17 protein-coding genes and 8 tRNA genes are annotated in these 22,359 nt (G+C 69.1%); 17 read left to right on the top strand and 8 right to left on the bottom strand.

What is annotated here, in order from left to right; all coding sequences use genetic code 11:
* Positions 1-25: 25 nt before the first annotated feature.
* Together rapA and HNQ58_RS05825 are read right to left on the bottom strand one after the other, a co-directional pair.
* Entirely contained in the window at positions 26-2,878 is a 2,853-nt protein-coding gene (rapA, locus tag HNQ58_RS05830; protein WP_183947911.1) for an RNA polymerase-associated protein RapA, read from the bottom strand.
* 98 nt (positions 2,879-2,976) lie between these two features.
* On the bottom strand, positions 2,977-4,974 hold the full coding sequence (locus HNQ58_RS05825) for a M13 family metallopeptidase (protein WP_183947909.1): 1,998 nt from the start codon (positions 4,972-4,974) through the stop codon (positions 2,977-2,979).
* 215 nt (positions 4,975-5,189) lie between these two features.
* On the opposite strand from HNQ58_RS05825, the gene HNQ58_RS05820 reads away from it, so the two are divergent.
* The 13 genes from HNQ58_RS05820 (at position 5,190) to HNQ58_RS05760 (ending at position 14,653) form a co-directional block, all read left to right on the top strand.
* Positions 5,190-5,266: transfer RNA gene (locus HNQ58_RS05820), tRNA-Pro, on the top strand.
* Between the two features lie 89 nt (positions 5,267-5,355).
* Positions 5,356-5,432 (top strand) — tRNA-Arg (locus HNQ58_RS05815).
* Positions 5,433-5,450: 18 nt separating this feature from the next.
* Positions 5,451-5,525 (top strand) — tRNA-His (locus tag HNQ58_RS05810).
* Positions 5,526-5,580: 55 nt separating this feature from the next.
* Positions 5,581-5,656, top strand: a tRNA-Lys gene (locus HNQ58_RS05805).
* Positions 5,657-5,697: 41 nt separating this feature from the next.
* Positions 5,698-5,782: transfer RNA gene (locus HNQ58_RS05800), tRNA-Leu, on the top strand.
* Positions 5,783-5,878: 96 nt separating this feature from the next.
* Positions 5,879-7,183, top strand: coding sequence for a trigger factor (gene tig / locus HNQ58_RS05795; protein WP_183947907.1), 1,305 nt, complete (start codon positions 5,879-5,881; stop codon positions 7,181-7,183).
* A 50-nt stretch (positions 7,184-7,233) separates the two neighbouring features.
* Complete coding sequence (gene clpP, locus HNQ58_RS05790; RefSeq protein ID WP_183948033.1) at positions 7,234-7,857, top strand: ATP-dependent Clp endopeptidase proteolytic subunit ClpP; 624 nt, start codon at positions 7,234-7,236, stop codon at positions 7,855-7,857.
* A gap of 115 nt (positions 7,858-7,972) precedes the next feature.
* Positions 7,973-9,256, top strand: a complete 1,284-nt coding sequence (clpX, locus tag HNQ58_RS05785; RefSeq protein WP_183947905.1) for an ATP-dependent Clp protease ATP-binding subunit ClpX — start codon at positions 7,973-7,975, stop codon at positions 9,254-9,256.
* 182 nt (positions 9,257-9,438) lie between these two features.
* Positions 9,439-11,883 (top strand): endopeptidase La, encoded by a 2,445-nt coding sequence (gene lon / locus HNQ58_RS05780; protein WP_183947903.1) that lies wholly within the window; start codon positions 9,439-9,441, stop codon positions 11,881-11,883.
* 248 nt (positions 11,884-12,131) lie between these two features.
* Positions 12,132-12,404 carry an HU family DNA-binding protein gene (locus tag HNQ58_RS05775; protein WP_183947901.1) on the top strand — a complete coding sequence of 91 codons (273 nt, stop codon included), beginning with the start codon at positions 12,132-12,134 and terminating at the stop codon, positions 12,402-12,404.
* Between the two features lie 15 nt (positions 12,405-12,419).
* Positions 12,420-12,494: transfer RNA gene (locus HNQ58_RS05770), tRNA-Val, on the top strand.
* Positions 12,495-12,547: 53 nt separating this feature from the next.
* Positions 12,548-12,624 (top strand) — tRNA-Asp (locus HNQ58_RS05765).
* An 85-nt stretch (positions 12,625-12,709) separates the two neighbouring features.
* Positions 12,710-14,653, top strand: a complete 1,944-nt coding sequence (locus HNQ58_RS05760) for a SurA N-terminal domain-containing protein (protein ID WP_183947900.1) — start codon at positions 12,710-12,712, stop codon at positions 14,651-14,653.
* A 103-nt stretch (positions 14,654-14,756) separates the two neighbouring features.
* Here HNQ58_RS05760 and HNQ58_RS05755 read toward each other — a convergent pair whose 3' ends face one another.
* From HNQ58_RS05755 to gloB, 3 genes are all read right to left on the bottom strand, one after another.
* Entirely contained in the window at positions 14,757-15,548 is a 792-nt protein-coding gene (locus HNQ58_RS05755) for an enoyl-ACP reductase FabI (protein ID WP_183947899.1), read from the bottom strand.
* Positions 15,549-15,630: 82 nt separating this feature from the next.
* Complete coding sequence (locus HNQ58_RS05750) at positions 15,631-16,845, bottom strand: transglycosylase SLT domain-containing protein (protein ID WP_183947898.1); 1,215 nt, start codon at positions 16,843-16,845, stop codon at positions 15,631-15,633.
* Positions 16,842-17,612: a hydroxyacylglutathione hydrolase gene (gene gloB / locus HNQ58_RS05745; protein ID WP_183947896.1), complete on the bottom strand. Its 771-nt coding sequence runs from the start codon at positions 17,610-17,612 to the stop codon at positions 16,842-16,844. Before gloB ends, HNQ58_RS05750 begins: the two co-directional genes overlap by 4 nt.
* Positions 17,613-17,665: 53 nt before the next feature.
* Between gloB and HNQ58_RS05740 the strand changes: the two genes are divergently transcribed.
* From HNQ58_RS05740 to dnaQ, 3 genes are all read left to right on the top strand, one after another.
* Positions 17,666-18,361, top strand: coding sequence for a methyltransferase domain-containing protein (locus HNQ58_RS05740; protein WP_183947894.1), 696 nt, complete (start codon positions 17,666-17,668; stop codon positions 18,359-18,361).
* 16 nt (positions 18,362-18,377) lie between these two features.
* On the top strand, positions 18,378-18,860 hold the full coding sequence (gene rnhA / locus HNQ58_RS05735) for a ribonuclease HI (protein ID WP_183947892.1): 483 nt from the start codon (positions 18,378-18,380) through the stop codon (positions 18,858-18,860).
* A gap of 77 nt (positions 18,861-18,937) precedes the next feature.
* Complete coding sequence (dnaQ, locus tag HNQ58_RS05730; RefSeq protein ID WP_183947890.1) at positions 18,938-19,663, top strand: DNA polymerase III subunit epsilon; 726 nt, start codon at positions 18,938-18,940, stop codon at positions 19,661-19,663.
* Between the two features lie 18 nt (positions 19,664-19,681).
* Here the strand turns inward: dnaQ and HNQ58_RS05725 are convergent, their stop codons facing one another.
* Together HNQ58_RS05725 and HNQ58_RS05720 are read right to left on the bottom strand one after the other, a co-directional pair.
* Positions 19,682-20,383 carry a PP2C family protein-serine/threonine phosphatase gene (locus HNQ58_RS05725; protein ID WP_183947888.1) on the bottom strand — a complete coding sequence of 234 codons (702 nt, stop codon included), beginning with the start codon at positions 20,381-20,383 and terminating at the stop codon, positions 19,682-19,684.
* A 190-nt stretch (positions 20,384-20,573) separates the two neighbouring features.
* A tRNA-Ser gene (locus HNQ58_RS05720) sits at positions 20,574-20,664 on the bottom strand.
* Between the two features lie 104 nt (positions 20,665-20,768).
* On the opposite strand from HNQ58_RS05720, the gene HNQ58_RS05715 reads away from it, so the two are divergent.
* Entirely contained in the window at positions 20,769-21,176 is a 408-nt protein-coding gene (locus HNQ58_RS05715; protein WP_183947886.1) for a DUF6165 family protein, read from the top strand.
* A gap of 96 nt (positions 21,177-21,272) precedes the next feature.
* On the opposite strand, the gene HNQ58_RS05710 is transcribed toward HNQ58_RS05715, so the two are convergent.
* Positions 21,273-22,337 (bottom strand): glycosyltransferase family 9 protein, encoded by a 1,065-nt coding sequence (locus tag HNQ58_RS05710; RefSeq protein WP_343057207.1) that lies wholly within the window; start codon positions 22,335-22,337, stop codon positions 21,273-21,275.
* Positions 22,338-22,359 lie beyond the last annotated feature (22 nt).

Here is a 22,359-nt window from a genome sequence, read left to right as displayed (position 1 = left end):
ATGCGGCGAAAGCGCTCCCCGTGACCTACCGCCGCAGCGACAGGAAGTCCGGGCTGGCGACCAGGCGCAGGGCGTCCAGGCGCGGACGGGCGCCGGGCAGGACCTCGACCAGCCGCTCGCGCTCCTCGCGCAGACGGGCGACTTCCTCCTGGCGCACCGCCGGGTTGATCCGGGCCAGTGCTTCCAGGCGCACGATCTCGCGTCCGAGCAGCGAGTCCGCCGCCGCGACCGCGTCGGCGATCCGGGCTGCGGCCCGGCTCTCCGCCTCTTGGCGCGCGCGTTCCAGCATCGGCGGCACCAGCGTGGCCAGTACTTTCCGCATCGGTGACAGGTCGATCTGGCGCTCGCCGGCACGCAGGCGGGCGCGTTCGCTGGGCGTAAAGTCGCTGCGCGGCTGCAGGCGGGTGTCGATGGCCACCCGCAGCGGTGTCGGCGGCAGGAATCGCTCGGCGTTGAGTGCGCGGCGGGCGACGCATTCGAGTACGAACACGGCTTCGAGGATCACCGTGCGCGGCGGCAGCTCGTCGATCAGGAAGGCGGCATTGCCGGTTTCGCCGGACAGCAGCAGTTCGCCGACCGACAGCAGCAGCGGGTGGTCGTCGCGCAGGTAGAGCGCGTCGTCGCGTGCCAGAGCGGTGGCGCGGTCGAAGGTGGCCGGCCGCGGGCCGTTCTTGAACTCGTCGAAGCCGTCGACGGCGATGTGCTCGGGATCGAGCAGCCACAGGCCGCCGCCAAGCTCCTCGTGATGCACGCCGATCCGTTCGAGCAGCCGCAACGGGAAGTCGTCCTGTGCGGCGCGTTGGTCGTCGGCCAGGAGCGCGGCGAGCAGCTCGCTCTCGCCGGCGCCGCGCTGGCTGCCGAGTTCCAGCAGGCGGTCGCGGCCTTCGGCGATCAGCCGCGCCAGTTCGGCATGGACTTCGCGGCTGCGGGCGAGCAGGGCGTGGATGTCGGCATCGCGCCGCGGCGAGGCTTCGCCGATGGCCAGCGCCACCACGTCGTCGCCGAAACAGCGCAGCAGTTCGCGACCGTCGGCCAGGATCTGCGAGAACGCATCCAGCCCTTCGTCGTACCAGCGCAGCAGCGTCTCCTGCGGGCTGCCGGCCACCGCCTGGACGTGGATGTTGACGTCGCCGCGCTGGCCGATGCGGTCGAGCCGGCCGATGCGCTGTTCGAGCATGTCCGGGTCGAGCGGCAGATCCCACAGGATCAGGTGCTGGGCGAACTGGAAGTTGCGGCCCTCGGCGCCGATCTCGCTGGCGATCAGCAGGCGCGCACCCTCCGGGTCGGCGAACCAGGCGGCATTGCGGTCGCGTTGCAGCAGGCTCATGTCCTCGTGGAAGCGCGCGGCCTTCACGCCGCTGCGCAGCCGCAGCGCCTCCTCCAGCGCCTGCACCTTGGCGCGCGAACGGCACAGCAGCAGGGCCTTGGCCGGAGCGATGCGGTCGAGCAGCGCCAGCAGCCAGTCCATGCGCGGGTCGCGGGTGTAGTCGTGCTCGGGCTCGGCTTCCTGCTCGCCGACGTCATGCAGGAACTCGGCCAGCAGGCGGCCGTGCAGGGTCGGGTCGCTCGCGGTGTTGCCGTCGAGGACGGTGATGTGCTTGACCCGCCGCGGGAAGCCGCCGACCGCCGCGCGGCGATTGCGGATCATCACCCGGCCGGTGCCGTGGCGGTCGATCAGGGCGTCGATCAGGCGCGCGCGGGCGCCATCGTCACCCTGGGCGATCGCGCCGAGCAGCGCGGGCAGGGTGTCGGCCTCGCCTTCGAACAGCTCGCCGAGCGCCTCGGTTTCGGCCAGCGACAGCGGCGCGCCGGCCTGCAGTGCCTCGACGACCCGCGACAGCCGCTGGTAGCGGCGCGTTTCCGCCTCGAAGGCGGTGAGGCTGTGGTAGCGCGCCGGGTCGAGCAGGCGCAGACGGGCGAAATGGCCGCCCAGGCCGAGCTGTTCGGGGGTGGCGGTGAGCAGCAGCAGGCCGGGCGTCTTCGCCGCCAGCGCCTCGACCAGCCGGTAGTCGGGGCTGGCGAAGTCGGGTGTCCAGACCAGGTGGTGCGCCTCGTCGACCAGCAGCATGTCCCACTGCGCGGCCAGCGCCTGGCGCGCGCGCTTGTCGTTGCGCGCCAGCCAGTCGGTGCTGGCGATCACGCACTGCTCGTCCTCGAACGGATTCCGGTGCGGCTCGGTCAGTTCCAGCGATTCGCAGCGCTCCTCGTCGTAGATCGCGAAGGCGAGGTTGAAGCGGCGCAGCAGTTCGACGAACCACTGGTTGACCAGGCTCTCGGGCACCAGCACCAGCACGCGGCGGGCGCGGCCGGCGGCAAGCTGCTGGGCGACGATCAGGCAGGCCTCGATGGTCTTGCCCAGGCCGACTTCGTCCGCCAGCAGCAGTCGTGGCGGGCGGCGCTGGGCGGCGATTTCGGCGACGCGGAGCTGGTGCGGGATCAGGTCGACGCGCGCGCCGAGCAGGCCCCAGCCGGGATGGGCGCGGGCAGCGGCGCGACGTTGCAGCAGTTCGTAGCGGAAGTCGAACTGGTCGCTGCGGTCGACGCGGCCGGCGAGCAGGCGGGTGTCGGCCTGCGAGACCGGCTGCTGGGCATCGAGCATGCCTTCCGGATAGCGTTCGGCACCGCAGACATAGACCAGCAAGCCGTCTTCGGCCTCCACGCGCTCGACGACCGTCTCGACGCCATCGATACGGATGCGGTCACCGGGACGGAATGCGGCGCGCATCAGCGGCGCGCTGCCGAAGGCGTATTGGCGCACCACGCCCGAACCGGTGAACACGATCTGCACGCTGCGCCCGGTCAGGCGCATGACGGTGCCCAGCCCGAGCTCGGGTTCGGTGGTGCTCAGCCAGCGCTGGCCGGGGACGAAGTTTTCCATGGGCGTGTGCGGTGTGGAACGGGGCAGGGGCGTGGCTGGCGGACGCGCGATATAGGCAGGCGTTGCCGGTGCGCGGCACGCCTGCCGTCGTAGGCGGTTCAGCGCCAGAGCGCGACAGCGGCGCGGTTGACCATCGGTTGGCCGGCCCTGCAGCCGAAAGCTTCGGCGAAAGCGGGCAGGTTGGCGAGCGGGCCGTTGACGCGGAACCTGGCCGGTGCGTGCACGCCGGTCGCCAGGCGCAGCCGGAGCTCCTCCTCGGTGTACTTGCGTTGCCAGAGGGTGGCGTAGCCGAGGAAGAAGCGCTGTGCCTGCCTGGCATCGAGCGTGTCGCCACTGGCTGCGCGCAGGGCGCTGAGGGCCAGCTCGACGCCGCCGAGATCGGCGATGTTCTCGTCGCGGGTGACGCGACCGTTGACACGTACCGGGCCGAGCGCGAGGTAGCCGTCGTACTGCGCCACCAGCGGCGCGACCCGCGCCTCGAAGCGCTGCGCGTCCTCCGCGCTCCACCAGTCGCGGAAGCGGCCGCTGCCGTCGATGGTGCGGCCCTTGGCGTCGAAAGCGTGGGTGAGTTGTTGGCCGGCGAGCGTGCCGAGCGCACCGTGATTGAGCGCCGTCTCGCCGCCGGCATGGAAGACCGGCGGCTGCAGCAACGCCGCGGTCACGGTCAGGCGGTTCAGCGCCAGATCGTAGGCGATGTCAGGCGTATGCGGCGGCACCCGCCACTGCAGCGGCACCTGTCTGCCGATGCCGGCCAGTTCGCGCGCATGGCGCCACTGCGCGGCGGCGAGCACGTTGGCGGCATAGTCGCGACGGTCGAAGCGCAGTCCGGCGTGGTCGTGGACGTGGGTCGGCGCCCCGACCTCCACGCGCAGGGTGGCGAGTTTCTCGCGCGCGGCGGTCCTGGCTTCGTCGCCGAGCCAGTCGACGGTGTCGATGGCCCGCGCCAGCGCGTCGCGCACACCGATCACGACCGCTTCGGCCTCGGCGCGCGCCGCTTCCGGCAGATGCCGCTCGACGTACTTGCGGCCGAGCGCGTCGCCGACCGCCGCATCGAGCGTGGCGAGCACCTGCCGCCAGCGCGGCGCCGGTTCGGGCTGGCCGGCGAGCAGCTCGCCGTACAGCGCGTGGTGCGCGTCGCGGAACGGCTGCGACAGGTGCGGGGCCAGGGCGTTGGCGACGTGGAAGCGCAGATAGGCCTGCCAGTGCGCCGTCGGCAGCGTGGCGAGCAGGGTGTTGGCGGCCTGGAAGAAGCGCTCGTGGGCCAGCGAGACGCTGTCGAGCTGGCGCAGCCCCTGCGCGCGGGCGAAGTCGGCCAGGCGCAGTGCGGGATAGCGCCTGTCCAGCTCGCGCAATGGCGTCGGCCGGTAGGCATGGTAGGGATCGCGCAGTTCGACCAGGCCGAGCGAGGCCGCGGCCAGCCGCATCTCGATCTCCAGCACCTGCGCCGAGCGGGTGGACAGTTCACCCGTCGGCGTGCCTGTCAGCGCCAGCAGCCGTTCGATGTGGGCGCGGTAGCGGCCGAGCAGCGCGCGCGCGTCCTCGTCGTCGCGCAGGTAATAGTCGCGGTCGGGCAGCCCGAGGCCGGCCTGGGTGGCATAGGCGATGCGGCGACCGAAATCGCGCAGGTCGATGTCGGCGCCGAAGTTGAACAGCACCGGGATGCCGCGCGCATGCAGGTCGGCGATCAGCGCCGGCAGGTCGCGCGGGCGCCCGGCCCGGTCGATGCGGGCCAGAAGCGGCGCCAGCGGCTGCGCACCGGCGGCCTCGATGGCGGCTTCGTCCAGGCCGCTGGCCCAGAAGTCGCCGAGCAGACGCTCGGTGTCGTCGGCAGGCGAGGCGGCGGCGGCATCGAGCAGTGCGCGCTGCTGCTCCAGCGCGCGCTGGTTGAGTTCGTCGAAACGGCTCCAGCTGCCGCGTCCGGCGGGAATCGCTGTGCGTGCCAGCCAGCCGCCGTTGGCGTGCTGGTAGAAGTCCTGGCAGGCGGGCGTGCGCGGATCCAGATCCTCGGGGGCGGGGCCGTCCCCGGCGAGCGCGGCGCCTGCACAAATCGCGGTCAGGACGAGGACGAGGCGGACGCGGTGCGGACTGAAGACCATCATCGTTTCGGAGTCGCTGGTGGGCCGCGAAGTGTAGCAACCGCGCCAATGCGGCGACTGAACGCCGGCGCCCGGCGACGCAGCCGCGAGGCGGGTCGGCGCGGGCTCCGCGGGCGTGCCGGATGTCGCTGCGGTACGTTGACGGCAACTGGATGGCGGCTGTAACATCTCCGACCTTTGGAGCCGCCTTCGGGCAGCGCCGGGAGCCGATCCTTCGGGGTATAGCTCAGCCTGGTAGAGCGCCAGCTTTGGGAGCTGGACGTCGGGGGTTCGAATCCCTCTACCCCGACCAGACTGCGCGCTTCCCGCGGGTGGGGTCGCCGGCTCGGGACGGGGTGCTCGCGGTCGGCTGCGGCCGGAGGCCGGTATAGTTCGACCGACGCGCCTGTAGCTCAACCGGATAGAGCATCGGCCTTCTAAGCCGACGGTTGCAGGTTCGAGTCCTGTCGGGCGCGCCAGCTCCGAAAGTTTCGATGGTGGATGTAGCTCAGTGGTAGAGCACTGGATTGTGGCTCCAGGTGTCGCGGGTTCGATCCCCGTCTTCCACCCCAGTTCCCGGATGCTGCATAATGTGCGCGTCCGCTGCCGTGAGGCAGGAAAGGTTTTGGGCCGTTAGCTCAGTTGGTAGAGCAGCTGACTCTTAATCAGTAGGTCCTAGGTTCGAATCCTAGACGGCCCACCAAATCCTTCCAGCCGCACCTGTTTTGAACTTCCCGCGGCAAGGCGAAAGTGGCGGAACTGGTAGACGCGCTGGATTTAGGTTCCAGTGGGGCAACCCGTGAGAGTTCGAGTCTCTCCTTTCGCACCACCCGGCGTGGTGGGCGCGGGGCGACAATGGGCTCCACGGGTTTTTTCATGTCCGCGCCATGCCGAGCGGTCGGGGTGCGGGTAGGCAGGAGTGATCATGCAAGTTTCGATTGAGAACGTCGGTAACCTCGAGCGCCGCCTGACGGTGAGCCTGCCGGCCGAGCGCCTCGAGGGCGAAGTCAAGTCCCGTCTGCGCGAGATCGCGCGCACCGCGCGCATCAAGGGGTTCCGCCCGGGCAAGGTTCCGCCGAAGGTGATCGAGCAGCGCTACGGCGAGCAGGTCCGCTCCGAGGCGCTGGGCGAGCTGATCCGCGAGACCTTCAACGAGGCGGTGAGCCGCGAGAACCTGCGCCCAGCCGCCGCTCCCGACATCCAGGCCGGCAACGCCGAAGCTGGCGAGTTCCGTTACGTGGCCACCTTCGAGGTGGTGCCGGACTTCGGGCAGATCGATGTCGCCAAGCTCAAGATCGAGCGCGTGGTCGCCAGCGTCGAGGACGCCGACGTCGACCGCATGATCGAGACCCTGCGCCAGCAGCGCCGCACCTGGGAGCCGGTCGAGCGCGCCGCTCAGAGTGGCGACCTGGTCATGGTCGAGACCTGGGCCGAGGCCGACGGTCAGCGCGTGCCTGCGGAAGGCGCCGAGCGCGGTGCCACCGTGGTCGGCTCGGGCGTGATGATCGCCGAGCTGGAGGCGGCGCTGATCGGCATGTCGGCTGGCGATGAGAAGACCGTCGAGGTCGCTTTCCCGGCCGATTGGCGCGTCGAGGCCCTGGCCGGCAAGACCGCGCAGGTCCGGATCAAGGCCGTACGCGTGTCCGAGGCGCGGGTACCGGAGGTCGATGCGGCGTTCATCGAGAGCTTCGGCGTCAGTGGCGGCGACCTGGACAGGTTCCGTGCCGAAGTTCGCGCCAACCTGGAGCGCGAGCTCAGGGGGGCGCTGATGGCCCGCCTGCGCGGCGAGGTCGTCGAGAAGCTGGTGGCTGCCTACGAGGGCATCGAGTTCCCGCCGAGGCTGATCGAGAACGAGGCCCGCGGCATGGCCCGCCAGGCCGAGCAGCAGGCGCGCCAGCAGGGTCAGCAGGGCGTGACCATTTCGCATGAGGTCTTCCTGCCGGCCGCGCGCAAGCGTGTCGCCGCCGGTCTGCTGGTCGGCGAGATCGCCCGCCAGCACGGCCTGCGTCTGGATCCCAAGCGCCTGAACGAGACCCTGCAGCTGATCGCGTCGACCTACGAGGATCCGCAGCAGGTCGTCGATCTGTACCGTCAGGATGCCCAGCTGATGCAGAACCTGCAGGCGCGGGTGATGGAGGAACAGGTGATCGACTGGATCGCTTCGCACGCCGACGCCACCGAGCGGACGCTGAGCTTCGACGAAGTGATGCGCCCCGGCCAGGCGGCCTGATAGGCTGCCGGCTGGACGATCAGGAGACCCTACGAGTCATGAGCGCGAAGATGGATCCCACCGTTGCACTGAATCTCGTTCCGATGGTGGTCGAGCAGACCAGCCGCGGCGAGCGCGCCTACGACATCTATTCGCGTCTGCTCAAGGAGCGGGTGATCTTCCTGGTCGGTCCGATCGACGACCACATGGCCAATGTGGTCGTCGCCCAGCTGCTGTTCCTGGAAGCGGACAACCCCGAGAAGGACATCAGCCTGTACATCAACTCGCCGGGCGGCATCGTCACCGCGGGGCTGGCCATCTACGACACCATGCAGTACATCAAGCCCGACGTGAGCACCATCTGCGTCGGTCAGGCGGCCAGCATGGGCGCGTTGCTGCTGGCCGCGGGTGCCAAGGGCAAGCGCTATTCGCTGCCCAACTCGCGGGTGATGATCCACCAGCCGCTCGGCGGCTTCCAGGGCCAGGCGACCGACATCGACATCCATGCCCGCGAGATCCTCTCGCTGCGCGACAAGCTGAACGCGATCATGGCCCGGCACACCGGCCAGCCGATCGAGCAGATCGCCAGGGACACCGACCGCGACAACTTCAAGAGCGCCGAGGAGGCCAAGGCCTACGGCCTGGTCGACGAGGTGCTGGTCCGGCGCCCCGACGAGAGCATCCAGCCCTCCTGATTCCCCGATTCGCGCCGCCCGTCGCCCCCTCGCTCCGTCCTGCCGGCGCGGGGCTTGTGGCGTCAGGGCTGTGCTATTCTCCGACCCGAACCACCCTTTTCGAGGCGCCTGAAGCATGAGCGAAGACCGTCAGGGCCGATCCGGCGACAGCGGCAAGATCCTCTACTGCTCCTTCTGTGGAAAGAGCCAGCACGAGGTGCGCAAGCTGATCGCGGGCCCCAGCGTGTTCATCTGCGACGAGTGCGTCGAGCTCTGCAACGACATCATCCGCGAAGAGCTCGAGGAGAAGGCGCAGGCGGCACGCAGCCACTTGCCGAAACCGCGCGAGATCATGGAGGTCCTGGACCAGTACGTGATCGGGCAGTCGCGCGCCAAGAAAACCCTCTCGGTGGCGGTGTACAACCACTACAAGCGCATCGAGAGCCGGCAGAAGAGCGACGACGTCGAACTGGCGAAGTCCAACATCCTGCTGATCGGTCCGACCGGCTCGGGCAAGACGCTGCTGGCCGAGACGCTGGCGCGCCTGCTCAACGTGCCGTTCACCATCGCCGATGCCACCACGCTGACCGAAGCCGGCTACGTCGGCGAGGACGTCGAGAACATCATCCAGAAGCTCCTGCAGAAGTGCGACTACGATGTCGAGAAGGCGCAGCAGGGCATCGTCTATATCGACGAGATCGACAAGATCTCGCGCAAGTCCGAGAACCCGTCGATCACCCGCGACGTGTCCGGCGAAGGCGTGCAGCAGGCGCTGCTCAAGCTGATCGAAGGCACCGTCGCCAGCGTGCCGCCGCAGGGTGGGCGCAAGCACCCGCAGCAGGAGTTCCTGCAGGTCGATACCCGCAACATCCTGTTCATCTGTGGTGGCGCGTTCGCCGGGCTGGACAAGATCATCCAGCAGCGCAGCACCGAGGCCGGCGGCATCGGCTTCGGCGCACAGGTCAAGAGCCGGACCCGCAAGACCGAAATCGGCAAGGTGCTGGCCAACGTCGAACCCGAGGACCTGATCAAGTTCGGCCTGATTCCCGAGTTCGTCGGCCGCCTGCCGGTGGTCGCCACGCTCGAGGAGCTGGACGAGGCGGCGCTGGTCAGGATCCTGACCGAGCCGAAGAATGCCATCACCAAACAGTTCCGCAAGCTGTTCGAGATGGAAGGCGTCGAGCTGGAGGTGCGTCCCGACGCGCTGACCGCCATCGCCCGCAAGGCACTCAAGCGCAAGACCGGCGCTCGCGGCCTGCGCACGATCCTAGAGTCGGTCCTGCTCGACACCATGTACGAGCTGCCGTCGCTGGAGAACGTGACCAAGGTCGTCGTCGACGAGTCGGTCATCAACAACCAGGCCGAGCCCTACCTGATCTACCAGGGGGCCCAGACTCAGCCCAAGGCCGCGGCGGAGTGAGGCCGCCGCGCGCCGTGCGGCGCGCAACCCGTTGATTTCAAAGCCCGCTTGCCGGCCGTCGCCGGCAGGTGCAGGCTTCCCTTGCAAGCCGGGTCGGCGGCCCCCATAACCTGAGCCGGAGGGCGCGTCATGCGCCCGCACGAGACAACCGCCGGCGCTCCGGCGCCGGCCAGGAGACCCCCATGGAAGAGAACACCCGCACCCGCGTCGACCTGCCGGTGTTGCCGCTGCGCGATGTCGTGGTCTACCCGCACATGGTCATCCCGCTGTTCGTCGGCCGGGAGAAGTCGGTGCGCGCGCTGGACCTGGCGATGGAGGGCGACAAGCAGATCCTGCTGGTCGCGCAGAAGAGTCCGGAAACCGACGATCCCGTGGCGGCCGACCTGTTCGAGGTCGGCACGCTGGCGCACGTGCTGCAACTGCTCAAACTGCCGGACGGCACCATCAAGGTGCTGGTCGAGGGCGTCTCGCGGGTCCGCATCGATCGCTTCGGCGAGCACGGCGGGGCCTTGACCGCCGCCGGCACCGTGGTCGAGCCGGTCTACGAGCGCGACGAGCGTGAGCTGGATGTCACCGTGCGCTCGCTGCTGTCGCTGTTCGAACAGTACGTGAAGATGAACCGGAAGCTCCCGCCCGAGCTGCTGACCACGCTCGCCGGCATCGACGACCCCAGCCGGCTGGCCGACACGGTGGCGGCGCATCTGGGCATCCGCCTCGCCGACAAGCAGCGCTTGCTCGAAACGATCGAGGTCGGCGCCCGCCTGGAACTGCTGATCGGCTTCGTCGATGGCGAGATCGACGTGCAGCAGCTGGAAAAGCGCATCCGCGGCCGCGTCAAGTCGCAGATGGAGAAGAGTCAGCGCGAGTACTATCTCAACGAACAGATGAAGGCCATCCAGAAGGAGCTCGGCGAGCTGGACGACACGCCGAACGAACTGGAGGAATTGGCCAAGAAGATCGCCGAGGCCGGCATGCCGAAGGCGGTCGAAGCCAAGGCGCGCGCCGAGCTGAACAAGCTCAAGCAGATGTCGCCGATGTCGGCCGAAGCCACCGTGGTGCGCAATTACATCGACTGGCTGGTCGCTGTGCCCTGGAAGAAGCGCAGCAAGGTGCGCAAGGACCTCAAGGCCGCCCAGGACGTGCTCGACGCCGATCATTACGGCCTGGAGAAGGTCAAGGAGCGCATTCTTGAATATCTGGCCGTGCAGCAGCGGGTGAGGCAGATGCGCGGTCCGATCCTGTGCCTGGTCGGCCCGCCCGGCGTGGGCAAGACCTCGCTCGGGCAGTCGATCGCCAAGGCCACCAACCGCAAGTTCGTTCGCATGTCGCTCGGCGGCGTGCGCGACGAGGCCGAGATCCGCGGCCATCGCCGCACCTACATCGGCTCGATGCCGGGCCGCATCGTGCAGAACCTGTGCAAGGTGGGGACCAAGAACCCGCTGTTCATGCTCGATGAAATCGACAAGATGAGCATGGACTTCCGCGGCGATCCGTCGTCGGCGCTGCTGGAGGTGCTCGATCCCGAGCAGAATCACGCCTTCAACGACCATTACCTCGAGGTCGACCTCGACCTGTCCGAGGTGATGTTCGTCGCGACCTCCAACTCGCTGAACATCCCCGGCCCGCTGCTGGACCGCATGGAGGTCATCCGCATTCCCGGCTACACCGAGGACGAGAAGCTCAACATCGCCCAGCGCTATCTGTTGCCCAAGCAGCTCAAGGCCAATGGTCTGAAGCCGGAAGAGCTCAAGGTGAGCGAGGCCGCGCTGCGCGACATCGTGCGCTACTACACGCGCGAATCCGGTGTGCGCAATCTCGAGCGCGAGATTGCCAAGATCTGCCGCAAGGTGGTGAAGGAGATCGCACTGGCCGGGCCGAAGCCGGTTAGGAAGGGCAAGGCGCGCGACATGGCGCTGCAGGTGACGCCGAAGAATCTGGAGAAATACCTGGGCGTGCGTCGCTACGACTTCGGCCGTGCCGAGCAGCAGAACGAGATCGGTCTGGTCACCGGTCTGGCCTGGACCGAGGTCGGCGGCGATCTGCTGCAGATCGAGGCGACGCTGGTGCCCGGCAAGGGCAACATGATCCTGACCGGTCAGCTGGGGGACGTGATGCAGGAGTCGGTGAAGGCCGCCTTCAGCGTGGTGCGTGCGCGCGCCGAGCGCATGGGAATCGATCCGGACTTCCACCAGAAGCTCGACCTGCATGTGCACGTGCCGGAGGGCGCGACGCCCAAGGACGGCCCGAGCGCGGGCATCGCGATGGCGACTGCGCTGGTGTCGGCATTGACCAAGATTCCAGTACGCGCCGACGTGGCGATGACCGGCGAGATCACCCTGCGTGGACGCGTCCTGCCCATCGGTGGACTCAAGGAGAAGTTGCTCGCGGCACTGCGCGGCGGTATCCGCACGGTGATCATTCCCGAAGAGAACAAGAAGGATCTCGCGGACATTCCCAGGAACGTCACCAGCGATCTCAAGATCGTGGCCGTGCGCTGGATCGACGAAGTGCTGGACATCGCGCTCGAGCGGCCCCTGACGCCTGGCGAGGGCAAGACGCCCGAGGCCGGCGACGAGGGCGATGCGGCCAAGCTGCGCGACCCTGCCGCCGCGGCACGAACCCACTGAATGCGCAAGCGCCTATCCGGATCGCGCGCCTCTCGACGAAGTGATCCGGATGCCTTGGAAGCCGCATGAAACCTTGGTTTTCTTGTTGCGCCCCATGGGGGGCACTGGTATAAATCGCTGCAACCGCGGTAGCTGCTCGCAACGCAGGAATCGCGGCTCAGGTCGATCGGGTGAACCGTCGGGGAGACCGGATGGGGGGAGCCCGGTTGGAACGAACTGCGGGTAGAACTCGCTCAGGGAGTCCGATAATGAACAAAGCCGATTTCATTGGTGCGGTTGCCGGCGCCGCCGAGCTGTCGAAGGCAGACGCAGGTCGTGCGGTCGACGCGATGATCGAAGTCATCAAGAAGGCGCTCAAGAAGGGTGATTCCGTGACCCTCGTGGGTTTCGGTACCTTCCAGGTTCGCAAGCGCGCCGCCCGTACCGGTCGCAATCCGCGCACCGGCCAGACGATCAAGATCAAGGCCTCGAAGGTGCCCGGCTTCAAGGCTGGCAAGGCGCTCAAGGACGCTGTAAACTGAGCGGCTCGCGCCAAAGGGTGCTTAGCTCAGCGGTAGAGCGTCGCCCTTACAAGGCGAGGGTCGGGGGTTCGAAACCCTCAGCACCCACCATTTACAAACGGTGAAATCTGCGTACAATGCGCAGCCTTCATCGACAGGACAGCGGAGTGGTAGTTCAGTCGGTTAGAATACCGGCCTGTCACGCCGGGGGTCGCGGGTTCGAGTCCCGTCCACTCCGCCACTACACCGAGGGCGCCCCGCAAAGGCGCCCTCTTTTTTTCCGGGCCCGGTAGCCCCGGGCCCGCTCAGCACGGGTAAGTCCGATCATGCTCCAGAAGCTGCGCGAGAAGACCACGTCGGGATGGCTGGCATTCGTCATCGTGGGTCTGCTGATCATCCCGTTCGCCTTTTTCGGCGTGAACAACTACTTCTCGGCGCAGGTGGCGACCTGGGTCGCGAAGATCGAGGTTCCCGCGCCCTGGTGGCAGCTCGGCAAGGACACCCGCGAGATCTCGCAGGACGAGTTCCGCAGCCGTTTCGAGCAATACCGGCAGCGCATGCGGCAGACGCTCGGCGACGCCTACGACCCGCGCCAGTTCGATGACATCACCGTGAAGCGGCAGGTCCTGGACGCGCTGATCGAGGAGCAGCTGCTGCTGATCGCCGCCGAACGCAACGGCGTGGTCGTGCCCGATGCGGTGGTCGCGCGCGAGATCATGAATATCCCGGCTTTCCAGGTGGATGGGCGTTTCGATCAGACCCAGTACCGCCTGCTGCTGCAATCGCAGGGCATGACGATAAGCGGTTTCGAGCGTCAGCTGCGCGAGGACCTGGTGCGCCAGCTGCTGCCGAACCAGATCGCGCGCTCCGCCTTCGTGAGCGATGCCGACCTCGATGCCTTCATCCGCCTGCGCGACCAGCGCCGCGATATCGACTATCTGGCACTGCCCGTGCCGCGGGACGTGGACGAAACGGTGACCGACGAGCAGGTGCAGGCCTGGTACGCCGAGCGTACGGACCGTTACCGCAGTCCTGAGCGCGTCACGCTGGAGTACGTCGAAATCGATGCCTCGAACATCGCCGTGCCGACCACGATCGACGAGCAGACTCTGCGCGACCGCTATCAGGAGCAGCGCGCCCGCTTCGTCGAGCCGGAGCAGCGCCTGGCCTCGCACATCCTGATCCAGGTGCCCGCCAATGCCGACGCTGCGACCGAGCAGCGCGCGCGTGACCGGGCCGCCGATCTCGCCCGCCAGGCGCGCGAAGGCGCCGACTTCGCCGACCTGGCCCGCACGCATTCCGACGACATCGGTTCGCGCAACGATGGCGGCGATCTCGGCTGGATCGAGCAGGGCCTGCTCGATGCGGATTTCGAGCGCGCGCTGTATGCCCTGGAGGTCGGCGGCGTGAGCGAGCCGGTGCGCAGCAGCGACGGCTGGCATGTGATCCTGCTGCGTGACGTGCGCGAGGGCGAGGTGCGGGAATTCGCCGAGGTGCGCGACGCGCTGGAGCGGGAGCTGCTCGAATCCGAGCGCGAACGCGCCTTCAGCGAACTCGGCGGCCGCCTGCTCGACCAGACCTATCGCGATCCGACCTCGCTGGCGCCAGCCGCGGAAGCGCTCGGGCTCGAACTCAAGCGCACCGGGCCGTTCGGCCGCGACGGTGGCACCGGGATCGCCGCCAATCCGGCGGTGATCGAGGCAGCGTTCTCGCGCGACGTGCTGGAGGAGCGGAACACCAGCGGCCCGATCGAACTCGGTCCGAACCGGATCGTCGTCATCCGCGTCGCCGAGCACGAACCTTCCGAGCCGTTGCCGTTGGCGCAAGTGCGCGACCGTATCGAGGACGAAATCCGCGCCGAGCGCCGCGCGGAGGCGGCCCGCGAGCAGGCGGAGGCACTGCTGGCACGCGCCCGCGCGGGCGAAGCACTGGACGTGCTGGCAGCGGAAGTCGGCGCCGAGCTGCGGCAGGTGCGCGACATCGACCGCGTCACGGGTGGCCTGGACCGGGCGATCGTGGACGAGGCATTCCGCCTGCCGCGTCCTGCCGAGGGGGAGGTCAGCGTCGGTTCCGTCGCCCTCGGCGGCGACAGTTACGTGCTGCTCGCCGTGTCGGGTGTGCGCGACGGCGATCCGACCGCCTTGGACGCCACGTTCCGCGGTGCGCTCAAGCAGCAGCTGGCGCGCGCCCAGTCGGCGATCGAGGTCCAGGCCTACATCGATGCGCTGCGCAGGCAGTTCCCGGTCTCGGTGGCCGAGGAGCGGCTCTGACCGCGGCCGCCGTCGCCGAGGAAGCAAGAAAAAGGCCCGGCAATGCCGGGCCTTTTCCGATTATCGCATCCGTTATCGCGTCCGTTGTCGCGTCCGGGCCGGATCAGTCGACGTCGAGCCCGGTCATGCCGAGGATGTTGTAGCCCGCATCGACGTAGGTGACCTCGCCGGTGACGCCGGCCGCCAGGTCGGAGCACATGAAGGCGGCGACGTTGCCGACATCCTCGATGGTGACGTTGCGGCGCAGCGGCGAGTACTTCTCGACGTGGTGCAGCATCTTGCGGAAATCGGCCACGCCGGATGCGGCGAGGGTCTTGATCGGACCGGCCGAGATCGCGTTGACGCGGGTGCCCTCGGCGCCGAGGTTGAGCGCCAGGTAGCGCACGCAGGCTTCCAGGCTGGCCTTGGCCACGCCCATCACGTTGTAGTTGGCGAGCGCGCGCTCGGCGCCGAGGTAGCTGAGGGTGACGATGGCGCCGTTGCGGCCTTTCATCATCGGCCGGGCGGCCTTGGCCAACGCGACCAGGCTGTAGGCGGAGATGTCGTGGGCGATGCGGAAGGCCTCGCGGTCGAGGCCGGCGAGGAACTCGCCGCCGATGGCTTCGCGTGGGGCGTAGGCGATGGCGTGGACGAGGATGTCGAAGCCGTCCCAGCGCCTGCCGAGCTCCGCGAACAGGGCGTCGATCTGCGCGTCGTCGCTGACGTCGAGCGGCAGCACGATCTCGGAACCGAACTCTCTGGCGGCGTCCTCGACGCGCGACTTGAGCTTGTCGTTCTGGTAGGTGAAAGCGAGCTCGGCGCCTTCGCGGTGCATCGCCTCGGCGATGCCGCTGGCGATCGAGCGCTGGCTGGCGATGCCGGTGATGAGCGCGCGCTTGCCCTGCAGGAATCCCATGTAGCCTCCGTATCGGTGACCGTCGCCGGTCGAGCAAAGGCTCTAGTTTGCCGTCAAACCGGCCGGGGCCGCCAGTCGCCGGTCAGGGCGGCGTCAGCCGCAGCACCTGGCCTGGGCGCAGGACCGAGCTGGCGGTCAGGCCGTTCCAGCGCATCAGTTCGTCGAGCTTTAGGCCGTGCCGGCGCGCGATCGACCACAGGCTGTCGCCGCTGACGACGGTGTGGGTCGTCTGTGACGGGGACTTCGGCGCGGGCGGGGGTGCCTCGACCAGGTCGGCCAGCGACGGCCAGTGCGGGCGCGTGGCGGCGGGTACGAGGATTCTGCGCGGGGCGTCGGCGGCGATGATCCCGTGACGATGGCCGGCGTTGAAGTGGCGGAGCTCGCCGGGCGGCAGATCCAGGCTGGCGGCGACGGAGTCCAGGCGATGCACGCGGGGCGGCACGTCGATCGCTTCCAGCCGCGGCACCACCGCGCTGCCGGGCAGACGCAGCCGGTGCCGCTCCGGCTCCGCCAGCAGGCAGGAGAGGGCCTTGAGCTTGCTGATGTACTCGTAGGTGGTACCGGCGAGGCCGGCCGGACGGCGTCGGTCGCCCGAGGCCGCGGAGTCGTCGCGGGCGACGATCCGCTGCACGCGCTGTTCGCCGGCGTTGTACGCCATCGCCGCCAGCCGCCAGTTGCCGAAGCGTTCGAGCAGATCGGCGAGGTGGGCGAGTGCAGCCTCGGTGGACTGCAGCGGCGACAAACGGCCGTCGTAACCGGGAACGATGACGATGCCGTTGCCGCGTGCCGTGCCGGCGACCATCTGCCACATGCCGGCCGGCCCTCCCGCGCCGAGCGCATCCGGGCGATACCAGCTCTCGACGATCGGTATCAGCGCGAACTCGCCGGGAAGGTCGGCGCGCTCGACCTCCAGCGTGACGTAGGCCAGCAGCGGCAGGATGGCGGTCAGCCGTTCGGCGAAGCGGTCGGGGTGGCCGGCGTAGCGCTTGCGCCAGAACTCGGCGCTGGCGCCGCCGCCGCAGGCGGGGGTTTCCAGGCGGGCGATCAGACGGGTGAACACCTCATCCCCGGTGAGCGTGTCGGCGGGTGGTGCCGGCGCGGCCGTGGCATGCGGCGCGTCGTCCGCCACGGTGGCGGGTTGGCGCGGTTTGCGCTTGGCCGGCTTCGACGATGGCGCCGGGGCGGCGACGGTTGCCGGACCTTCAGCGGGCGCTGGTGTGCGCCGGGGCGGCGTCTGGCAGGCGGCGAGCAGCAGGGCCGCGAGCAGCGGCACGGCGGCGGCGAAGGCGCGCATCATGCGCGGAAGCCGTCCTTCCAGCGCCGCAGCGCGGCGAAGGTGGCCAGCCGGTCCTCCGGCATGCTGCCGGTGTGGCGGGCGACCGCCTCGCGGATCGCCGCTTCGTGACAGCGCAGGAATGGGTTGCACTGGCGCTCGCTCGCCAGCGGGACGGGGAGCGTCGGGCGGGCGAGCTGGCGCTGCGCGCGGGCCTGGTCGGCGCGCGCGCGCAGGGCGGCGTTGCCGGGGTCCACGGTGAGCGCGAAGCGGGCGTTGGCGAGGGTGTATTCGTGGGCGCAGCACACCAGACTGTCCTCCGGCAGGGCGGCCAGTTTGTCGAGGGAGTCGAGCATCTGGGCCGGCGAACCTTCGAACAGGCGGCCGCAACCGAGACTGAACAGGGTGTCGCCGCAGAACAGATGGCCATGGCCGTGGAACGCGATGTGGCTGCGCGTGTGACCGGGCACTTCGAGCACGTCGAAGTCGAGACCGAGCGCGTCGATCCGCACGCGCTCGCCTTCCGCCACGCGCTCGCCGGGGATGTCGATGCGCTCGTCGGCCGGCGCGAAGCAGGGAATGGCGAAGTGCGCCAGCAATTCGGCCGCGCCGCCGACATGATCGGCGTGGTGATGGGTAAGCAGGATCGCCACCGGCCGCAGGCCGCGGCGGGCGGCTTCGAGCACCGGGCGGGCCTCGCCGGGATCGACGACCAGCGCATGGCCGCGTTCGTCGGTGAGCGTCCACACGTAGTTGTCCTGGAAGGCGGGCAGTGCGTGAAGTGCGAGCATGCGTCGGGCAGCGGCCAGTGACCGGGGCGGCCATTTGCCGCACAATTCCCACCATGCCCGCCTTCGTCGCAGCCCGTCAATCCGCGTACCCGGCCGAGGCCTGGTTCGCCCGCGAAGCCGTGCAGCGTCTGCTCCGCGAGGAGCAGCGACAGGTCGCCAGCGACCTGGGACGCGCCTTCGGCCGCTACGGTCTGTTCCTGCGGCCCGCGCCCGCGCTGGCGGCAGCCGTGCCGGGCAGCGCGCTGCGCACGGTGCTGTCCTTGTACCGGGCCGGCGACGGTCTGGCCGGTGACCTGCGCTGCGAGGATGGCGCGCTGCCTTTGGCTGGCGCCAGCTGCGCGCTGGTCTACGCCGAGCACGTGATCGAGAGTTCTCGCGCGCCGGCGGCCCTGGTCGGCGAGATCGCGCGTGTGCTCAAGCCGGAAGGCGTGGCGCTGTTCGTCGTGTTCAATCCTTACGGGCTTGCGCGGCTGCGCTGGCTGCGAAGCGACCTGCGCGCGACCGGCGTCGGCAGCCTCGCCGCCTGGGTGCGCGAAGCCGGCCTGGAGGTCCAGTGCTGCCGCTATCTCGGTGCACTGTGGTCGGGACACGACCGGCTGCCGCCCTCCGATCGCCCTAAGGAAACCATGATCGACCGTTTCCGCTCGTCCTACCTGCTCCAGGCCCGCCGCCGCGAGGTCGGGCTCACGCCGTTGCGGCTGCAGCGCACCGCGTCCGTCGCGCTCAAGCCCGGCATGTATCCGGGGTGAGGCCGGGCGCGTGGCGATGAAGCGGGTCCTGATCCACACCGACGGCGCCTGCCTCGGCAACCCCGGCCCGGGCGGTTGGGCGGCGCTGCTGCGCTTCCAGGGCCACGAACGCGAACTCGCGGGGGGCGAGGCGCAGACCACCAACAACCGCATGGAGCTGATGGCGGCAATCATGGGACTGGAAGCCTTGCGCGAAAGCTGCGAGGTCGATCTGCACACCGACTCGAAGTATGTCCAGCAAGGTATTTCGGAGTGGATGCCGAACTGGATCCGCCGCGACTGGAAGACCGCTGGCGGTGAGCCGGTCAAGAACCGGGACCTGTGGCAGCGGCTGGATGCCGCCGCCCGGCGTCACCGCGTGCACTGGCACTGGGTGAAAGCCCATGCCGGTCACGCCGACAACGAGCGGGTGGACGCACTGGCGCGCGCCGCCGCCCTGAAGGCCGCGAATCGGGAACCGGACATCGGGAACCGGGCATCGGGAGCCGGACATCGGTGAGCGGGTAGGCGGTTTCCGTCAGTCCTCCCTCGGGCTACCCTTCCCGCCACTGGTCACTGGTCACCCGTCACCCGTCCATGCGTCAGATCGTCCTCGATACCGAAACCACCGGCCTGTCCTGGGAGAAGGGCAACCGCATCGTCGAGATCGGCTGCGTGGAGCTGCTGGAGCGACGGCTGACCGGCCGGCAACTCCACAAGCACCTCAATCCCGAACGGGAGATGGAAGCGGGCGCGCAGGAAGTCACCGGCCTGACGCTGGAGTTCCTCGCCGACAAGCCGCGCTTCGCGGAAGTGGTCGACGAATTCCTCGATTTCGTCCGCGGCGCCGAGCTGATCATCCACAACGCCGCGTTCGACGTCGGCTTCCTCAACTACGAGCTGTCGCTGCTCGGCCCGCACCTGGGCCGCATCGAGGAGCATTGCAGCGTGGTCGACACGCTGGCGCTGGCGCGCGAGCGTTTCCCCGGGCAGCGCAATTCGCTCGACGCCCTGTGCAAGCGCCTCGGCGTCAACAACGCCCACCGCAAGCTGCATGGCGCGCTGCTCGACGCCGAACTCCTCGCCGAGGTGTATCTGGCGCTGACCTCGGGGCAGGGCGATCTCGGCCTCGGGGTCGTGGTCGAGTCGGGCGCCACGGCGTTCGAGCGCACGTTCGCGACTGCCGATCTGCCGCGTCGCGTGCTGCGCGCCTCGGCGGAGGAAACCGCCGCCCACCGCGCGCGGCTGGAGCGGATCGCGGCCAAGGCCGGTCGTTGCCTGTGGCCGGCGGAAGTGCCCGAGGCGGAGGTCGAGATCGCCTGAGCGCGGCGGCGCCCGGAATCACAACCGGCGGATCAATACCGCGGTGATGTTGTCCGAGCCGCCGCCCTGCAGGGCGGCGTGAATCAGATGGTCGACGCACTCCTGCGCCGACAGCTCGGTGCGGGCGAGGATGCGCGCGATCTGGTGGTCGTCGACCTCCTCGGTCAGCCCGTCGCTGCACAGCAGCAGCTGCATGCCGGGCTTGAGCTCGCCCTGCACGGTCTCGATCTTCAGGTGCTGCGGGGCGGTGACGCCGAGCGCCTGGGTGACGACATTGCGGTGCGGATGGGTGCGCGCCTGCTCGGCGGTGATCACGCCCTGGTCGATCAGCTCCTGCACGTAGCTGTGGTCCTGGGAAAGCTGGCACAGCCGCTCGTTCCACAGATAAGCGCGGCTGTCGCCCACCCAGGCGAGCTCGAAGCGGTCGCCGCTGACGCGGACGGCGGCCACGGTGGTGCCCATCGGCAGCGCCTCCGCGCGCCGACGCGAATGGCGGATGATGTCCTCGTCGGCGATCCGGATCGCCTCGTGCAAGGAATGCCCGTTGCGCACCTCGCGCACCACCGCTTCGCGCGCGAGCGCGCTGGCGATCTCGCCGTATTCGTGGCCGCCCATGCCGTCGGCCACCAACCACAGACCGAGCTCCGCGTCGCCGTAATAGGTGTCCTCGTTGAGCTCGCGCCGCAGGCCGACGTGGCTGAGGTGACCGAATTCGATCATGCGGGCCCGCTGTCAGGGTGTGTCATCGGAGAGAACGAAGAACCGGCATGGTGCCGGACGGAGCGGACGGCCGACAAGCGGCCCGATCCCCCGGGGCTGCGCGGCCGTTGCCGGGCGTTGCCAGCGCCATCGTCCGGATGCGGCCCCTCCGGAAACGCCGACGCCCCCTGGCGGGGGCGTCGGTGCGATCTGGCGGAGAGGGTGGGATTCGAACCCACGGTACGTCGGAGACGTACACCGGATTTCGAATCCGGCGCATTCGACCACTCTGCCACCTCTCCGGAAGCGGCGCGGCGGATGGTGTGAACCATCCGGGGCGAGCCGGGCATAATACGGCCTCGGCCGCCCTCCGGCAAGGCGGCGCCCCCCCAGCGAAGGAAGCCCCGTGAGCGAAATCCTCGTCCCCGTCTCCTACGGCGAACTGCTCGACAAGATCGCCATCCTGCAGATCAAGTCCGAGCGCATCGGCGACCCGGCCAAGCTGGCCAACGTGCGCAAGGAGCTGGACGCGCTGGAGGCCACCTGGGCCGCGCATCCGGCCTCGCGCGAGGACATCGCCGACCTGCGGGCGGCGCTCAAGGCGGTCAACGAGCGGCTGTGGGCGATCGAGGACGACATCCGCCTGAAGGAGAAGGCGCAGGCCTTCGATGACGAGTTCATCCGGCTGGCGCGTTCGGTGTATTTCGAGAACGACGAGCGGGCGCGGATCAAGAAGGACATCAACCTGAAGCTGGGCTCGGCCTACGTCGAGGAGAAGTCCTACCAGGACTACCGGGCCGGCGCGGCGCCGTAGGCGTCGTCGCCGGAGCGGCCACGGCCGCGATCGATCGGCCACTGCGATCGGGGCCGCGGTGATGGCCGCTTCCGCGAGCCCGGCGCCGGGTCCGATTCACCCGCCAGGATTCGCGGCGGCTCCCGCCATCCCCGCAGCCACGAACGCATCGAACCGTTCGATGACCTCCTCGACACCGATCAGGTCCATTGCGCCGGGAAGCTCCACGCGCTTGCCCCAGCGCAGTGCATCTCCCGGCTTGCCGAAGAAGCGGCGGGCGGCCTGATCGTAGCGGTTCACCGTCCAGCGCCGGTCAGAGTAGGGGCCGCTGCGTTCGGCATCCGTGCAGGCGTACAGTCCGAGCACCGGCGTGCCCATGGCGTTGGCCATGTGCACCGGGCCGGAATCCGGGCTGAGCACCAGGGTGGCGCGTTCCAGCAGGGCCAGCAGCTGCTTGAGCGTGTCTTTCCCGATCAGGTCGATGGCCGGCGCCCGCATCGCGGCGAGGATCGCGTCGCCGGTGCGGCGCTCCAGTCCGCTGCGCCCGCCGCACAGCGCGATGCGCCAGCCGCGTGCGGCGGCATGGTCGGCCACGGCCGCGTAACGCTCGGGGCGCCAGTTGCGCAGCGGGTGGCTGGAGCAGGGTGAGACCAGCAGGGTGGGCTGACCGTCGGGCAGCTGCGCACGCGCCCATTCGCGCGCCTCGGCGGGCACCGGCAGATTCCACTCGACGCGGTCCTGATGCAGACCCAGCGGTTCCAGGAAACGGCCGAGCACGTCGAGCACATGGCGGCCGCCGGCCGGGATCCGTTCGCGTACGACCAGGCCGTGACCCTCCTTGCTGCGCGCGCGGTCGTAACCGATCCGGCGCTCGGCGCGGATGCCGAGCGAGAGCAGGTTGGCGCGGGCGGCCAGCTGCATCTGCAGCAGTGCGTCGAAGCGGCGGTCGGAGAGTTGGCGCCACAAGGCGCGCATGCCACGCCAGCCGGTCTTCTTGTCGTAGACGACGAACTCGACGCCTTCCAGTCCGTCGAGCAGCTTGCGTTCGCCGGGACCGATCACCCAGGTCAACGCGGTGTCCGGCCAGTGCCGCTGCAGCGTGCGCACCACCGGGACGACGTGGGTGACGTCGCCGAGGGCGGACAGGCGGAGCAGACAGAGCGAGCGGGGCGCGGCGGACACGTCGGGATTGTTAGACTCAAGT

This window comes from Rehaibacterium terrae (assembly GCF_014202935.1).
Taxonomy (GTDB): domain Bacteria; phylum Pseudomonadota; class Gammaproteobacteria; order Xanthomonadales; family Xanthomonadaceae; genus Rehaibacterium; species Rehaibacterium terrae.
The sequence above is the reverse complement of the archived record's forward strand: the minus strand, read 5'-3'. Positions and strand labels throughout refer to the sequence as shown.

Bases quoted from the DNA above. Each gene is read 5' to 3' on its own strand.
- dnaQ (WP_183947890.1), top strand. From the start codon at position 18,938: ATGCGTCAGATCGTCCTCGATACCGAAACCACCGGCCTGTCCTGGGAG.
- HNQ58_RS05760 (WP_183947900.1), top strand. From the start codon at position 12,710: ATGCTCCAGAAGCTGCGCGAGAAGACCACGTCGGGATGGCTGGCATTC.
- HNQ58_RS05755 (WP_183947899.1), bottom strand. From the start codon at position 15,548: ATGGGATTCCTGCAGGGCAAGCGCGCGCTCATCACCGGCATCGCCAGC.
- clpX (WP_183947905.1), top strand. From the start codon at position 7,973: ATGAGCGAAGACCGTCAGGGCCGATCCGGCGACAGCGGCAAGATCCTC.
- rnhA (WP_183947892.1), top strand. From the start codon at position 18,378: ATGAAGCGGGTCCTGATCCACACCGACGGCGCCTGCCTCGGCAACCCC.
- lon (WP_183947903.1), top strand. From the start codon at position 9,439: ATGGAAGAGAACACCCGCACCCGCGTCGACCTGCCGGTGTTGCCGCTG.
- HNQ58_RS05750 (WP_183947898.1), bottom strand. From the start codon at position 16,845: ATGATGCGCGCCTTCGCCGCCGCCGTGCCGCTGCTCGCGGCCCTGCTG.
- tig (WP_183947907.1), top strand. From the start codon at position 5,879: ATGCAAGTTTCGATTGAGAACGTCGGTAACCTCGAGCGCCGCCTGACG.
- HNQ58_RS05725 (WP_183947888.1), bottom strand. From the start codon at position 20,383: ATGATCGAATTCGGTCACCTCAGCCACGTCGGCCTGCGGCGCGAGCTC.
- HNQ58_RS05775 (WP_183947901.1), top strand. From the start codon at position 12,132: ATGAACAAAGCCGATTTCATTGGTGCGGTTGCCGGCGCCGCCGAGCTG.
- gloB (WP_183947896.1), bottom strand. From the start codon at position 17,612: ATGCTCGCACTTCACGCACTGCCCGCCTTCCAGGACAACTACGTGTGG.
- HNQ58_RS05740 (WP_183947894.1), top strand. From the start codon at position 17,666: ATGCCCGCCTTCGTCGCAGCCCGTCAATCCGCGTACCCGGCCGAGGCC.
- HNQ58_RS05825 (WP_183947909.1), bottom strand. From the start codon at position 4,974: ATGGTCTTCAGTCCGCACCGCGTCCGCCTCGTCCTCGTCCTGACCGCG.
- rapA (WP_183947911.1), bottom strand. From the start codon at position 2,878: ATGGAAAACTTCGTCCCCGGCCAGCGCTGGCTGAGCACCACCGAACCC.
- clpP (WP_183948033.1), top strand. From the start codon at position 7,234: ATGGATCCCACCGTTGCACTGAATCTCGTTCCGATGGTGGTCGAGCAG.